This is a genomic window from Galactobacter valiniphilus (genome assembly GCF_003575975.1).
GTDB classification, from domain to species: domain Bacteria; phylum Actinomycetota; class Actinomycetes; order Actinomycetales; family Micrococcaceae; genus Galactobacter; species Galactobacter valiniphilus.
In genome coordinates, this window is sequence record NZ_QQXK01000009.1 from 58,276 (window position 1) to 71,612 (window position 13,337).

At 72.4% G+C, this 13,337-nt stretch carries 12 protein-coding genes; 10 read left to right on the top strand and 2 right to left on the bottom strand.

All coding sequences use genetic code 11. The features are described from left to right. The first annotated feature begins 19 nt into the window (after positions 1-19). The 6 genes from murI (at position 20) to rdgB (ending at position 5,051) form a co-directional block, all read left to right on the top strand. The gene (gene murI / locus DWB68_RS05995; RefSeq protein ID WP_119424241.1) at positions 20-967 is read left to right on the top strand and encodes a glutamate racemase; all 948 of its coding nucleotides are present in this window, start codon (positions 20-22) and stop codon (positions 965-967) included. After that, positions 964-1,872 (top strand): MBL fold metallo-hydrolase, encoded by a 909-nt coding sequence (locus tag DWB68_RS06000; protein WP_119424242.1) that lies wholly within the window; start codon positions 964-966, stop codon positions 1,870-1,872. The genes murI and DWB68_RS06000 overlap by 4 nt, the downstream gene beginning before the upstream one ends. Positions 1,873-1,875: 3 nt before the next feature. Then, positions 1,876-2,424 (top strand): hypothetical protein, encoded by a 549-nt coding sequence (locus tag DWB68_RS06005; protein WP_119424243.1) that lies wholly within the window; start codon positions 1,876-1,878, stop codon positions 2,422-2,424. Positions 2,425-2,950: 526 nt separating this feature from the next. Further along, positions 2,951-3,616 (top strand): hypothetical protein, encoded by a 666-nt coding sequence (locus tag DWB68_RS15965; protein WP_147391602.1) that lies wholly within the window; start codon positions 2,951-2,953, stop codon positions 3,614-3,616. Between the two features lie 62 nt (positions 3,617-3,678). Next, the gene (gene rph, locus DWB68_RS06015; RefSeq protein ID WP_199700395.1) at positions 3,679-4,422 is read left to right on the top strand and encodes a ribonuclease PH; all 744 of its coding nucleotides are present in this window, start codon (positions 3,679-3,681) and stop codon (positions 4,420-4,422) included. Continuing rightward, positions 4,410-5,051 (top strand): RdgB/HAM1 family non-canonical purine NTP pyrophosphatase, encoded by a 642-nt coding sequence (rdgB, locus tag DWB68_RS06020; protein WP_119424246.1) that lies wholly within the window; start codon positions 4,410-4,412, stop codon positions 5,049-5,051. The genes rph and rdgB overlap by 13 nt, the downstream gene beginning before the upstream one ends. A gap of 113 nt (positions 5,052-5,164) precedes the next feature. Here the strand turns inward: rdgB and DWB68_RS06025 are convergent, their stop codons facing one another. Beyond that, complete coding sequence (locus DWB68_RS06025; RefSeq protein WP_119424247.1) at positions 5,165-5,881, bottom strand: VTT domain-containing protein; 717 nt, start codon at positions 5,879-5,881, stop codon at positions 5,165-5,167. A gap of 103 nt (positions 5,882-5,984) precedes the next feature. Here DWB68_RS06025 and DWB68_RS06030 point away from each other — a divergent pair, with 103 nt between their 5' ends. Beyond that, positions 5,985-6,722, top strand: coding sequence for a DedA family protein (locus tag DWB68_RS06030; RefSeq protein WP_119424248.1), 738 nt, complete (start codon positions 5,985-5,987; stop codon positions 6,720-6,722). Positions 6,723-6,724: 2 nt separating this feature from the next. Then, positions 6,725-7,726 (top strand): exonuclease domain-containing protein, encoded by a 1,002-nt coding sequence (locus tag DWB68_RS06035; protein ID WP_119424249.1) that lies wholly within the window; start codon positions 6,725-6,727, stop codon positions 7,724-7,726. Between the two features lie 80 nt (positions 7,727-7,806). Here DWB68_RS06035 and DWB68_RS06040 read toward each other — a convergent pair whose 3' ends face one another. Beyond that, positions 7,807-8,706 carry an ADP-ribosylglycohydrolase family protein gene (locus DWB68_RS06040; RefSeq protein ID WP_119424250.1) on the bottom strand — a complete coding sequence of 300 codons (900 nt, stop codon included), beginning with the start codon at positions 8,704-8,706 and terminating at the stop codon, positions 7,807-7,809. A 100-nt stretch (positions 8,707-8,806) separates the two neighbouring features. Between DWB68_RS06040 and DWB68_RS06045 the strand changes: the two genes are divergently transcribed. Together DWB68_RS06045 and DWB68_RS06050 are read left to right on the top strand one after the other, a co-directional pair. Then, on the top strand, positions 8,807-9,979 hold the full coding sequence (locus DWB68_RS06045; protein ID WP_119424251.1) for an exonuclease SbcCD subunit D: 1,173 nt from the start codon (positions 8,807-8,809) through the stop codon (positions 9,977-9,979). After that, on the top strand, positions 9,976-13,251 hold the full coding sequence (locus DWB68_RS06050) for an AAA family ATPase (protein WP_119424252.1): 3,276 nt from the start codon (positions 9,976-9,978) through the stop codon (positions 13,249-13,251). Before DWB68_RS06045 ends, DWB68_RS06050 begins: the two co-directional genes overlap by 4 nt. Positions 13,252-13,337: the final 86 nt, after the last annotated feature.

Consider the following 13,337-nt stretch of genomic DNA (forward strand, 5'->3'; position numbering starts at 1 on the left):
ACCACCGAAACGGAATCCTGTGACCTTCCCCGCCCAGCGCGCCACCGGCGCGGCAGCGACCTCCCACGCACCGGAGGCCGAGGCACCCATCGGCATCTTCGATTCCGGCGTGGGAGGGCTCACCGTGGCGCGGGCCGTCATCGACCAGCTGCCGCACGAGTCGACGCACTACGTGGGTGACACGGGACGCGGCCCCTACGGCCCGCTGCCGCTGGCCACCGTACGTGCCAACGCCCTCGGCATCATGGACGAGCTCGTCGACGCCGGCGTGAAGCTGCTCGTGATCGCGTGCAACACCGCCTCCGCCGCCGTGCTGCACGACGCGCGCGAGCGATACACCGTGCGCTACGGCATCCCCGTGGTGGAGGTCATCCAGCCGGCCGTGCGCCGCGCCGTGGCAGCGACCCGCAACGGCAAGATCGGCGTCATCGGCACGCAGGCGACCATCGGCTCGCGCGCCTACAACGACGCCTTCGCCGCCGCCCCGCAGCTGGAGATCGTCTCCGCCGCCTGCCCGCGCTTCGTGGAGTTTGTGGAGCAGGGCATCACCTCCGGGCCCGAGCTGATTGCCACGGCGGAGGAGTACCTGGCGCCGCTCAAGGCCGCCGGCGTGGACACGCTGGTGCTCGGCTGCACGCACTACCCGCTGCTCACGGGCGTACTGTCTTTGGTCATGGGGGACGACGTCACGCTGGTCTCGTCGGCGGAGGAGACCGCCAAGGACGTCTATCGCTCCCTCGCGCGCCTGGGGCTGGAGACCCCCGACCCGGGCACCGGCGAGCACCACTTTGTCGCCACGGGGGACGCCGCGGCGTTCGAAACCCTGGCCAGGCGCTTCCTGGGCCCCGAGGTGCGCGGCGTCGAACACGCCGACCACGTGGCCCAACACTTCCCGACCGCCGCCCTGCAGCGCATCACGCCCGAAATGATCGCGGCCGCGCGCTCCGAAGGAGACGTTTCGCCATGAAGCTGACCATCATCGGGAGCACGGGCTCCTTCCCTGGCCCGGGTTCCCCCGCGTCGTGTTACCTGCTGACCGCCCACGACGGAACGCGCCCATGGCGCATCCTCATGGACCTCGGTTCCGGTTCCCTCGGTGTGTTGCAGCGCTACATGGACCTGAAGGACATCGACGCGATCTTCATCTCCCACCTGCACCCGGATCACTGCATGGACCTGTGCGGCCTGCACGTGGCGGTGCACTGGGACCCGGCCGGCTGGGGACGCGACCGGATCCTGGTGTGGGGCCCGGCGGCCACGGGCGATCGCATGGCCGACGCGTACGGCCTGCCGCGCGATCCGGGCATGCACGAGGACTTCGACTTCCGCGCCTTCACGCCCCGGGAGACCGTCAAGGTGGGGCCGTTCAAGGTCACGCCGTACCCCGTGCGCCACCCCGTGGATGAGGCCTACGCCCTGCGCGTCGAGGCCACCGAGAAGCTCTACGGGGAGACGGCCACGTCCGTGCTCACGTACTCCGGCGACACGGACTCCTGCGACGGCCTCGTCGAGGCCGCCCACGAGGCCGACCTCTTCCTGTGCGAGGCGGCCTTCCAGGAGGGGCGCGACGACGCGATCGATGGCGTGCATCTGACCGGAAAGCGCGCCGGCGAGGCGGCCCGCGCGGCGGACGTGGAGCGCCTCTTGCTCACCCACATCCCCGTCTGGACCGACGAGGCCACCGTGCTGGAGGAGGCCAGGGGCGAGTACGACGGCGAGCTGGCCGTCGCGGTCTCCGGCGTCACCTACGGCGTGCGCACCGGCAACCGGCTCGAGGCGCCCAAGACGAGCTCGATGTCCCGCATCCCGGTCTCCCTGGCCGAGGCCCTGCGCAAGGCCGGCGGTCAGCGCGATCAGGTGCTCGGCGGCTGAGCCGTGGACCTCTTCCTCGCCGGCGAGCCGCGCCGCTTCGTGCAGATCTGGCCCAGCCTCGAGACGGGGGAGTGGATCGTCCGCGAGGGTCTGCTGGGGCGCGCGGGCAGGCTCACGGAGACGGGGTTGCGACCCGAGGCCGTGCCGCTCGAGGAACTTGCCGCCCCCGTTCTGGGGCGCGGCTTCGCGGAACACGACGATGAGCTCATGGACTGGGTCGTCATCCAGTTCCCGGCCGGGCGGAAGTCGGCGGACGAGGGCCTGCTGCGCCGTGCCGTCGAGGACGTGCAGCAGGCGCTCGAGGAACGCGGGCTCGGCTACGTGGACGGCTGGGACCGGGGCAAGCGCGCGGGAGACGGCGAGCTCGTGTGCCACGTGTTTGCGCGCAGCATGGATGGCGAGCTCGGTGCCGTTGCAGCGATGTCCGCGCTGAAGTGGCGCCGCTCCGATCCGCAGCGCGCCACGATCGCGCACCGGAGCCACGACGGCGAGGAATGGTCCGTGCGCTACGGGCGGGTCAACGGGAAGCTGCCCGGGCCGTTCGTGCTGTAGGGCCCGGCTCGCGCACCTAATGCACGAATATTCCTCCGCGTGATCCGGCGGAGACGCGGTCCCGACGGGCAGGTGCCGTCAGGTCGTTGAACCCACGTTGCAATCGGTCAAGTGCTAGTGCCTCTGCCAACGCCCTCTTCGCAAGATGGCGAGAAATTTCGCGGTGCGCCCAGCTTCGGGCCACGCGACCTCGCGGCAAATGCTGACCAGCCTGGCTGCAGATGGGGTGCGAGAGCGGTGGAAGCGAGGTTGATACGCGGTGCGGCTAGCCCTGGGTGGACTCTTGCATCGGATGGAATCGCGGCGACTCAGGCCTCGGCGTCGGCCGGTGTTGAACGCATGCCTGGTGCGCCAACAAGCCAGGCGGGCGCGCAGTCGGTTTAGGTGCCCGGCGGCGAGCTGTGGCCCGCGGAGAGGTGAAAGTTCATGCGAATACATTGTTATTGTTGTCGGCTGCTTATGGTCTGATAATTTCGTGATGATGCCTGTCTAGTAGGCGTCACCGTTATTGCTTACAGGAGGCGGAATGATGATCAATCGACAGAAGGCGGCGAAGTCAGTAGGCCTGGGCATCGCAATGCTCGCGACGTTGGCGATGGTTGCCTGCAGCCCCGCCGCGACGGATGCTGCTTCCGAAACGTCGCAGACCGCGACGAGCTCCGCGCCGCAGACCTCGGCAGCTCCGAGCACTTCAGCTGCCGCAAGCACTCCGACCCCCACACCGACTCCGGTCGAGAGCACCGAAGAGGCCACGCCGGAACCTGTGGAGACTGCTCCTGTTGGCGACAACAATCTCGGCGATGTGAGCGACCTGTCGCGCAAGGAGCGCATTAAGGCCGCAAAATCGTTGAGTGTTCGCGATCTGAACAAGCTCGTGAAAAAGCCGGACTCGAGCAAGGGCAAGTCGTTCGTGCTTTATGGGCAGGTCACGCAGTTCGATGCCGCCACTGGCGAGTGCGTGTTCCGGGCCAACGTTTCGGAATCGCGGCAGAGCAGCAAGTACAACTACGAGCACAACTCGATGCTGGTTGCTGGTGACACGGAGTCGGATTGCTCAATCCTGGACGACGTTGTTACTGACGACATCGTGAAGGTGCACGCGACGTCCATGGGCTCGTACTCATATGACACGCAGATCGGTGGAAACACTACGGTGCCCATGTTCTACGTTGACAAGATCACCGTGCTCTAGCACCCCACAGCGGGGGCGGGGTCGCGCCCGCCCCCGCACGCCCGAGCACTACGATGGAAACCATGACCAACCCCATCACGCGCGCCGACGGCCGCACCCCCGAACAGCTGCGCCCCATCACCATCACCCGCGGCTGGTCCGCGCAGGCCGAGGGCTCGGCCCTCATCGAGTTCGGCAACACCCGCGTGCTGTGCACCGCCTCCTTCACGGAGGGCGTGCCGCGCTGGCTCAAGGGCGAGGGCACCGGCTGGGTCACCTCCGAGTACGCGATGCTCCCGCGCGCCACCAACACGCGCAACACGCGCGAGGCGGTCAAGGGCAAGATCGGCGGCCGCACGCACGAGATCTCGCGCCTCATCGGCCGCTCTCTGCGCAGCATCATCGACACCAAGGCGCTCGGCGAGAACACCATCGTCCTTGATTGCGACGTCCTCCAGGCCGACGGCGGCACGCGCACCGCGTCCATCACTGGCGCCTTCGTGGCCCTGGCCGACGCCGTGACCTGGGCCCGCGAGCAGGGCCTCGTGAAGAAGAACGCCGAGGTCCTCACGGACACGGTCTCCGCGATCTCGGTGGGCATCATCGACGGCGTCCCCATGCTCGATCTTCCCTACGTCGAGGACGCCCGCGCCGAGACCGACATGAACGTCGTCGTCACGGGTTCCGGCACCTTCGTTGAGGTGCAGGGCACCGCCGAGGGCGCGCCCTTCGACCGCGACGAGCTCAACTCCCTCCTGGACCTGGCCCTCGCCGGCAACGCCGAGCTCGCCTCGATCCAGCGCAACGTGCTGGGCTGGGACAAGTGAGCGAGGCACTGCTGGTCCTGGCCACCCACAACCAGGGCAAGGTCCGCGAGCTGCGCCAGCTGCTCGACGGCGCCGTGCCCGGCCTGGACGTGGAGCGCCACGTCGTGGACGCGGCCGCCGTGGGAGCGCCGGATGTGCGCGAGACCGGCGTGACCTTCCGCGAAAACGCGCTGCTGAAGGCCCGCGAGGTCGCCGAGGCCACTGGCCTCATCGCCGTGGCCGACGACTCCGGCCTCGCCGTGGACGTCCTGGGCGGTGCGCCCGGCTTCCTCTCCGCCCGCTGGAGCGGCAAGCACGGCGACGACCAGGCCAATCTGGACCTGCTCCTGGCCCAGCTCTCCGATGTGGAGGGCGACGAGCGCCGCGGCGCCGCCTTCGTGTGCGCGGCCGCCGCCGCAGTCCCCGGTGGCGAGGACGTGGTGCACTTCGGCGAACTGCGCGGCACGCTCCTGACGGCCCCGCGCGGCGAGGGCGGCTTCGGCTACGACCCGATCCTGATGCCCGCCGGCGAGACGCGCTCCTGCGCCGAGCTCTCCAGCGAAGAGAAGAACGCCATCAGCCACCGCGGTCAGGCCTTCCGCTCCCTGCTGCCGGAGCTCGTGCGGCTGCTCTCCGCCCGCCTCGGCTGAGACGGGCGGACGCCAGCTGAACGACGACGCGCCGGTCACCTCCCGTACGGGAGGTGACCGGCGCGTCGTCGTTCTCTGTCTTTCCCCAGAATCGGAGTGGGGAAGGGGCCAGCTCAGGCGGCGGGCTCGGAATCCTTCTTGGCGGCGCGGCGAGCCTTGAGCAGCTCCACGATGATCGGCACCACCGAGATCAGCACGATCGCGATGAAGATGAGGTCGATGTTCTTGCCGACCCACGGGATCTGGCCCAGCCACACGCCGAGCAGCGTCACGAGGCCGGCCCAGGCCACGCCGCCGATCACGTTGTAGACGAAGAAGCGGCGGGCGTCCATGCGGGCCACGCCGGAGATGACGGGCACGAAGGTGCGCACGATCGGCACAAATCGGGCAAGGATCAGCGCCTTGCCGCCGTGCTTGTCGAAGAAGGCCTGCGCCTTGTCCACGTGCTCGGCCTTGAAGAACTTGGAGTCGGGGCGGTTGAAGATGGCCGGTCCGGCCTTCTTGCCGATGAGGTACCCGCTCTGGTTGCCCACGATGGCCGCCACGATGAAGAGCAGGATCGCGAGCCAGAGCGGGAACTGGATGGCGCCCGTGGCCATGAGCATGCCGGCCGTGAAGAGCATGGAGTCGCCGGGGAGGAAGAAGCCCACCAGGAGGCCCGTCTCGGCAAAGATGATCGCCACCACCACGAAGACGATGGCGGGCCCCAGCGGAGAGTTCTGCAGGAACACATTGGGGTTGAGCCAATCGGGCAGGAGCGAGCCCTGCACCAGGGAAGCGGACGCGGCGGAGGTGAGGGCGTCGAGCCCCGACGCCAGGGAATCAAGCATGGTTCAAAAGGGTACTCGCGTAGACTGGACGCTTCCCGACAGCGGCGCCGTGCGCGCCAGTTTTCCCATCCCGCGGCCACAACCCAAGGAGCACACGAGCCCCATGACCGCACTCATCCTGGCGGGCGTTGCCGCCACGGCGGCCACCGACGACTCGAACCAGTCCTTCCTTCTGCGCATCGCCAATTGGCTCGTGGAGCTGATGGAGATCATCGGTCCCGTGGGGGCCGGCATCGCGGTGGCGCTCGAGAATCTCTTCCCGCCGATCCCCTCCGAGGCGATCCTGCCGCTCGCCGGCATCGCCGCCGGCCGCGGCCTCTTCCCGCTGTGGCAGGCGCTGCTGTGGGCCACCATCGGATCCATCGTGGGCGCCTACGCCCTGTATTGGATCGGCCGGGCCCTGGGCCGTAAGCGCACCCGCTGGGTCTTCGAGCGGCTCCCGCTCGTCAAGGTCGAGGACGTGGACAAGACCGAGGCGTGGTTCGACAAGCACGGCACCAAGGCCGTGTTCTTCGGGCGCATGCTCCCGATCTTCCGTTCGCTGATCTCCATCCCGGCGGGCATCACCGGCATGCATCAGGGCAAGTTCCTGGCGCTCACCGCGGCCGGCTCGCTGATCTGGAACACCATCTTCATCATGGCCGGGTTCTGGCTGGGGGATCATTGGCACATCGTCGAGGACATCTCCGGCCTGCTGCAAAACGTGATCATCGCCGTCGTGGCGCTCCTCGTGCTCGCCTTCATCGGCTGGCGCGTGTGGAGCCTCAACCGCGCGAAGAAGATCGCCCGCACGGGCGGAGAAGACGGTTCGGCCGAGGTGCCGGACACCGAAGGGAAGTGAGCATGGCCGTCGATTTCACGGCCATCGATTTCGAGACCGCCAACGGCTTCCGTGGTTCCGCCTGCTCGGTGGGCCTCGTGAAGGTGCGCGATTCCCGAGTCGTTGACACCGACTATTGGGTCATGCGCCCCCCGGAGGGTTTCGACCACTTCGACGCGCGCAATGTGCAGATCCACGGCATCCGGCCCGAGGACGTGGAGGGCGCGCCGCGCTTCGCCGCGACGTACGAGCGCCTCGCGGCGTTCGTGGGGGACGACGTCCTGCTGGCCCACAACGCGGCCTTCGACGTGGGCGTCATCAAGGCCGGCCTGCAGGCCTCGGGCGCCGCCGGCGTCGCCGTGGACTACGGCTGCACGGTCAAGCTGGCCCGGCGCACCTACGACCTTGCCTCCTATTCGCTGCCCTTCGCCGCCGCGGCGGCCGGCTACGAGCTGACGAGCCACCACGAGGCCCTCGCCGACGCCGAGGCGTGCGCCCACATCGCGATCGACGCCGCGCGTCGTCACGGCGCGGACAGCGTCAATGCGCTGTTCGACGCCGTGGGGCTGGGTTTGGGGCACCAAGACGCCTTCGCGCCGGGCGACCCGGAGTGCGCCGAGCTCGTTGACGCGCGGGGCTGGCGGGCGGCGGGACACGTCCTGCCGAAGCAGCCGGGCAAGCCGTGGCCCACGGAGGGCCCCAACCCGGAGCCCAACGCGCAGGCAGATCCGAGCAATCCGCTCTTCGGCGAGACGCTCGTCTTCACAGGTGACCTCGGCGTTCCCCGCCCGGAGGCCAAGGTGCGCGCGGCCATCGTGGGCGCCCGCACCGCCGACCGCGTCACGCGGGCCACGACCGTCCTGGTGGTGGGCGACGGCTTTGTGCCCGAGGACCTCACGACGGGCCGCCTGACGCGCAAGGCCCGGCACGTCCTGGCGCTGCGCGATCAGGGCCGCAAGATCCATATCCTCTCCGAGCCCGAGTTCCTGCAGGCCGTGGGCGGGTCCTGGCCCGAGGGGCGCTAGGCGCCGTCAAGAGCGGGCCGCGGGCGGCGCTGCCGCCGGCCGCCCGCTCATGCCGATCCCTCCGGCGAGGCGCGGCGAGCCTACGAGCCCAGGGCCGGGCCGAGGGAGTCAGCGAGCAGGAGCGCGGCGGCGTTTTCAGCGTCGCTGACGCGGGCCGCCGGAACCTGACTCGGTCCGGTGAGCGCTCCGGCGAGGGCACCGGCCACGATCGCCGCCGCCTCGTCGTGTTCGCCGGCCGCTGCCAGCGCCCCGCTGAACGGGGAGGAGCCGGCCTCCAGGGCCGTGATGACGTGCCCGACGCCGCGGCGCAGCGCCTCGCGTGCCTCGCCCTCGCTGGGCGCGGCGAGGCTCTCGCGCAGGGCGGCGACGGGCTCGGCGCCGGTGCGCAGGGCCCGCATCAGGACGGCGGCGTCTGCCGCTGCCGCGTGGGCCGCGGGGGCGCCGTGGGAGAAGGCGGCCGACCACGTGGCCAAGCGGCGCACGTCCTCCTCGGTGGCGTGTTCAAGCAGGCCGAGCCCCAGGGCGCGGGCCAGGACACCCGGGCCGTCGGTGGAGGCCAGCTCGGGGACCGTGGCTGCCGGGCGGTTGAAGGGTCGATGCGGCTGGCTCATCTCGGGGGAACGCAGGCCCGCCAGGTTCTGGGCGTCGCCGCCCTCGGCGTCCGCCAGGGCGCCCAGCGCGGAGGCGACGCCGCGGCTGGGAGGCTCCGGCGCGCCGTCGGGCACTGCGCCGTCCACGGCCTTGACCCAGCGCAGGGCACCGAGCCAGAGGCAGGCGACGTCGTCGGCGCCCACGCCGGCCTGCGCCCATTCCACGGCATCCGCGAGCCCGTCGAGGAGGGCCACCTGCAAGGTGGCCTCGGCGCCGGGGCGAGAACCGTCGCTGCCGCGGGCGGCGGCGGAGGCGGCGGCCGTGCCGAGCAGGAGGCCGTGCAGGGCCTCGCGGGAGGGAAGGGGGGCGGGGGAGAAGGCGTTGCTCACCGCCCCAGTCTACGAAAGCCCTTCCCCTCACCGGCCCAGCCCGTGCACCGGCGGCGGGCCGCTGCCTCACGCCGTCGGGGTGCGCCCGTAGGGTGAAGGCATGCGCCTCCTGCACACCTCAGACTGGCATCTCGGCCGCACCTTCCACGGCTCCTCGCTCCTGGCCGAGCAGGAGCTCGCCATGGATCGCGTCGTCGCCGCGGTGACCGAGCACGCGGTGGACGCCGTGCTGATCGCCGGGGACGTCTACGACCGGGCCCTGCCCGCCGTGGACGTGGTCCAGCTCTTCGACCGCACGCTGGCGCGGCTCGTGGAGACGGGCGTCAAGGTCATCGTCTCGAGCGGCAACCACGACTCGGCGGTGCGCCTGGGCTTCGGCGGCCGGCTCATGGAGGCCGCGGGTGTGCATCTGCGCACGCGTCCGGAGGATCTCGACGTTCCTGTGGTGCTGGCCGGCGCCGAGGAGGACGTGCTCGTCTACGCGCTGCCGTACCTCGAACCGCGGCTGGTTGCCGCGCCGCTCGGGGTGAGCGAGCCGGGGCACACACCCGTGGTGCGCGCCGCCCTGGAGCGCGTGCGGGCGGACGCGGCGCGGCGGGCCGAGGCCGCGTCGGGGCGAGCCCAGCGCGTCGTGGTCATGGCCCACGTCTTTGCCGCCGGCGGCGAGGCGAGCGAGTCCGAACGCCCGCTCGCGGTGGGGGAGCTGGACCGCGTGCCCGCCACCCTCTTCCAGGACGTCGACTACGCGGCGCTCGGGCACCTGCACGGCGCCCAGGCGCCCCTGCCGCACGTGCGCTACTCCGGCTCCCCCCTGCCCTACTCCTTCTCCGAGGCGAGCCAACACAAGGTGGGGCTGCTCGTCGATCTGGAACCCGGGGCCCCGGCCCGGGTCACGGAGCTGCCCTGGCCCCCGCCGCGGCCCCTGGCGCGCCTGCGCGGCACCCTGGAGACGCTGCTGAGCGATCCCTCACTGGCGCATGCCGAGGACGCGTGGTGCCAGTTCACGCTCACCGATCCGCAGCGCCCCGAACGGCCCATGGAACGGCTCCGGGCCCGCTTCCCGCACGCGCTCGTGCTGCGCTGGGAGCCCGAACGCGATCGCGAGGACGCGCACCTCGGCTACCGCGAGCGCGTCCGCCGCGACGCCGCCGACCCGGCGCTCGTCGCACGCGGCTTCGTGGACCACGTCCGCCAGCGCCCCGTCAACGAGGAGGAGGACGAGCTCCTCACCTCGCTCGTCACCGCCGCCCAGCTCGAGGAGAACGCCAAGTGAGGCTCCACCGCCTGCGCCTGAACGCCTTCGGCCCCTTCCCCGGCACGGAGGCGGTCGACTTCGACGCCCTCTCCGAGGCCGGGCTCTTCCTGCTGCGCGGCGAGACCGGCGCGGGCAAGACCTCCGTGCTGGACGCCGTCTGCTTTGCGCTCTACGGGACCCTGCCCGGCGTGCGCGCCGGCTCCGAGAAGGGCGTGCGCTCGCACTACGCCACCGAGGACGCGATCCCCGAGGTGGAGCTCGAGTTTTCGGTGCGCGAGCGGCGCTTCCGCATCACGCGCAGCCCCGAATGGCAGCGGCCCAAGAAGCGCGGGACGGGCTTCACGCGCGCCAACGCCTCGGTGGCGCTCGCCGAGCTGGTGGACGGCGAGTACGCGGCGCTCTCCACGCGCCTCGACGAGGTGGGGCAGCAGATCTCCACCGTGCTCGGCATGGACGTGCATCAGTTCACGCGCGTGGCCATGCTCCCGCAGGGCGAATTCGCTGCCTTCCTGCGCTCCGACGACAAGAACCGCGAGGCGCTGCTCAAGCGGCTCTTCGACACCCGCGTCTTCGACCGCACCACGGCCTCCGCCGCCGAGCACCGCCGGCTCACCGAGCTGGCGGCGGGCGAGAAGGGGCAGATCCGCACGGCCCTCGCGGAGGACGCCGCGCGGCACGCGGGCGAGCGGCTCGGCGCCGAGGCCGTCGCCGCGGCGCTGCTTCCGCCGGCGGCGGGGGGCACACCCCGTGGCGGCGATGTGGGCGACGCCGGTGACGCCGGGGGCGGCGAGACGGCCGACCCGGTCGAGGCCGTGGAGGCCGTGGGGGAGGCCGCCGCGAGCGCCCCGGAGCCGGGCGAGGGGGCGTGGTTCGACGCCGTGCTCGGGTTGGCCGGGGAGCGGGAGGCGGCGGCGGCGCGGGCCGCTGCCGAGGGGGACGCCGAGGCCCAACGGCTGGCCGCCGAACTGGGCGCGCTGCGCACGCGCTCCGGGGACGCCATGGCGCTGAGCACCTACGAGGCACGTGCTGCCGAGCTGGCGGCCGGGAGTGAAGCGGCGGCGGAGCGCTCCGCGCGCCTCGCCCTGCATCGCACGGGGCTCTCGGTGCGTTCCGAGCTGGACGCCAGCGCCGTCGCCGCCGAGCGGGCGGGGAAGGCGGCCGAGCGGCTCGGCGCCGCTGCCGCCGCCCTGGCGGAGCTGCCGGCGCGCACCCTCACCGGCGAGGGGCTCGACGCCGAGGCGTGGGCCGATCTGCACGGGCGCCTCCGCGCGGCCTCCGCCGCGTCCTCAGCACCGGGGCAGGCCGCTGACGCCGCGGGTGCTTCAGCGCTTGCCGCGCAACTCGAGCTCTGGCGAGCCGCGGCCGCCGCCCGCGAGGAGGTGGCAGCGCAGGCGCTCAAGTCGGAGGAACGCGCGCGTGCGCTGCGCGGCTCGTCCGCGGCGCTGCAGGCCCAGCTCACCCGCTCGGCGGCCGCCGTGACGCAGACGGCCGCGGCAGTCACAGCAGCCCGGGCCGAGGCCGAGACCGCCCGGCTGGCGGCGCTCGCCCTGCCCGAGGAACCGGGCGCGCTCGAGGCCGCGACGGCCCGCGTGACGGACGCCGAGCGCGTGCTCGCCGCGGCCCAGCGCGCTGAGGAGGCCCGCGCCGCCGAGGCCACGGCAGCGGAGACGGAACGCGGGCGAGACGCCGCCCGCACCGCGGCCAGGGAGGCCGCCTACGCGCTGCGCGTCCGCCGCGAGAAGGCCATGTCGGCGATCCTGGCCAGCGGCCTGAGCGACGGCGCGGACTGCCCCGTCTGCGGTTCGACGGAACACCCGCACCCGGCCACGCAGGAGGGGCTGCAGGAGGTTTCAACCGAGGCCATCGCGGCGGCGGATGCCGCGGTGGCAGCCGCCGAGCGCTCCCACGCCGAGGCGCTGGCCGCGCACGAGGCGGCGCGCACCCTGCTCGGGGAACACGCTGCGGCCGCCGGGGGACTGGCGCCGGAGGCCGCGCGGGCGGTGCTGGATGGCGCGCGCCAGGCGGCGGCGGAGGCGAAGGAGCGCGCCGCCGCGAGGGAACGGGCGATCGAGGCGGAGCGAGCCCACGCCCAGCAGGCCCGCGAGGCCCAGCTCGCCGCCGCGGCGGCAGCCGAGGAGCACGCGCGGCGCGGCGCGGAGGCGGCGGAGGCCGAGGCGGCCGCCACGGCGGCGGAGGCCGAGCACGAGGGGGCGGCCGCGGGGCATGCAGACGTCGCGGCGCGCCGCGCCGCGGTGGCGGACCTTGCCCGCGTCGTCGACGGCGCGGCCCGCGCCCACGAGCAGTTCACCTCGGCCCGTACCGAGGCCGGGGCGGCGGCGCAACGGGCAAGCGCTCGCCTCGCCGAGGCCGGCCTGAGCGCGGAGGAAGCAACGGCGGCCGTGCTGCCCGCGGCCGCCGCCGAGGAGCTCGCGGCCGCCGTGCGTGCCCGCACCGCGCAGGAGGCGGCCGTGCTCGAGGCCTCCACCTCCGAGCCCGTCGTTCGCGCCCTCGCCGCCCGCGAGCAGGGCCTCGAGGTCCCGGGCGAGGACGCCCTCGCGCAGGCCCAGGAGCGCGCCGCCGCGGCGGCGGGGGAGCGCGATGCCCTGGCCTCCGCCGCGACGCTTGCCGCCGACCTGCGCTCCGACCTCGCCGCGCGGCGCGGCGTGATCGAGGGGTTGGACCGCGAGCTGGGCCCGCTCATGGCCAGGGCCAAGGTGGCAAAGGCCATCGCGGACCTGACCTCGGGCAACGGCGAGAACCGGCTCAACATGTCGCTCTCCACCTACGTGCTTGCGGCCCGGCTCGAGGCCGTAGCCGAGGCGGCGACCCTGCGCCTGGATGCCATGAGCGACGGCCGCTACCGGCTCGTCCACGTGGACGAGAAGCGCGGCAACAAGCGCTCGGGCCTCGGCCTGGCCGTGGAGGACGCCTGGACGGGGAGCAGGCGGGCCCCCGAGACGCTCTCCGGCGGCGAAACCTTCATGGCTTCCCTGGCCCTGGCCCTGGGCCTCGCCGACGTGGTGCAGGAGGAGGCCGGCGGCGTGGACGTCGAGACCCTCTTCGTGGACGAGGGCTTCGGCACGCTGGACCCCGAGACGCTCGAGCTGGTGCTGGACGGCCTGGACCAACTGCGCCGCGGCGGCCGCCTGGTGGGCGTGGTCTCCCACGTCGCCGAGCTGGGTCAGCGCATCGGGGCGCAGGTGCGCGTGGACAAGACGCGGCACGGTTCGTCGTTACGCCTCGTGGGCGTGGCCGGGGCGGCAGCCGAGCCGGAAGGGGAAGCGGACTAAGCCCGCTGGCACGGCGAGGTGCCGGCCCGCTCCGCCGCAGGGACGTCGCCTCGGGTGCCGCGCCGTCGCCACCCGGGGATGCCGTC

Bases quoted from the DNA above. Each gene is read 5' to 3' on its own strand.
- DWB68_RS06000 (WP_119424242.1), top strand. From the start codon at position 964: ATGAAGCTGACCATCATCGGGAGCACGGGCTCCTTCCCTGGCCCGGGT.
- DWB68_RS15965 (WP_147391602.1), top strand. From the start codon at position 2,951: ATGATGATCAATCGACAGAAGGCGGCGAAGTCAGTAGGCCTGGGCATC.
- rph (WP_199700395.1), top strand. From the start codon at position 3,679: ATGACCAACCCCATCACGCGCGCCGACGGCCGCACCCCCGAACAGCTG.
- DWB68_RS06025 (WP_119424247.1), bottom strand. From the start codon at position 5,881: ATGCTTGATTCCCTGGCGTCGGGGCTCGACGCCCTCACCTCCGCCGCG.
- DWB68_RS06030 (WP_119424248.1), top strand. From the start codon at position 5,985: ATGACCGCACTCATCCTGGCGGGCGTTGCCGCCACGGCGGCCACCGAC.
- DWB68_RS06035 (WP_119424249.1), top strand. From the start codon at position 6,725: ATGGCCGTCGATTTCACGGCCATCGATTTCGAGACCGCCAACGGCTTC.
- DWB68_RS06045 (WP_119424251.1), top strand. From the start codon at position 8,807: ATGCGCCTCCTGCACACCTCAGACTGGCATCTCGGCCGCACCTTCCAC.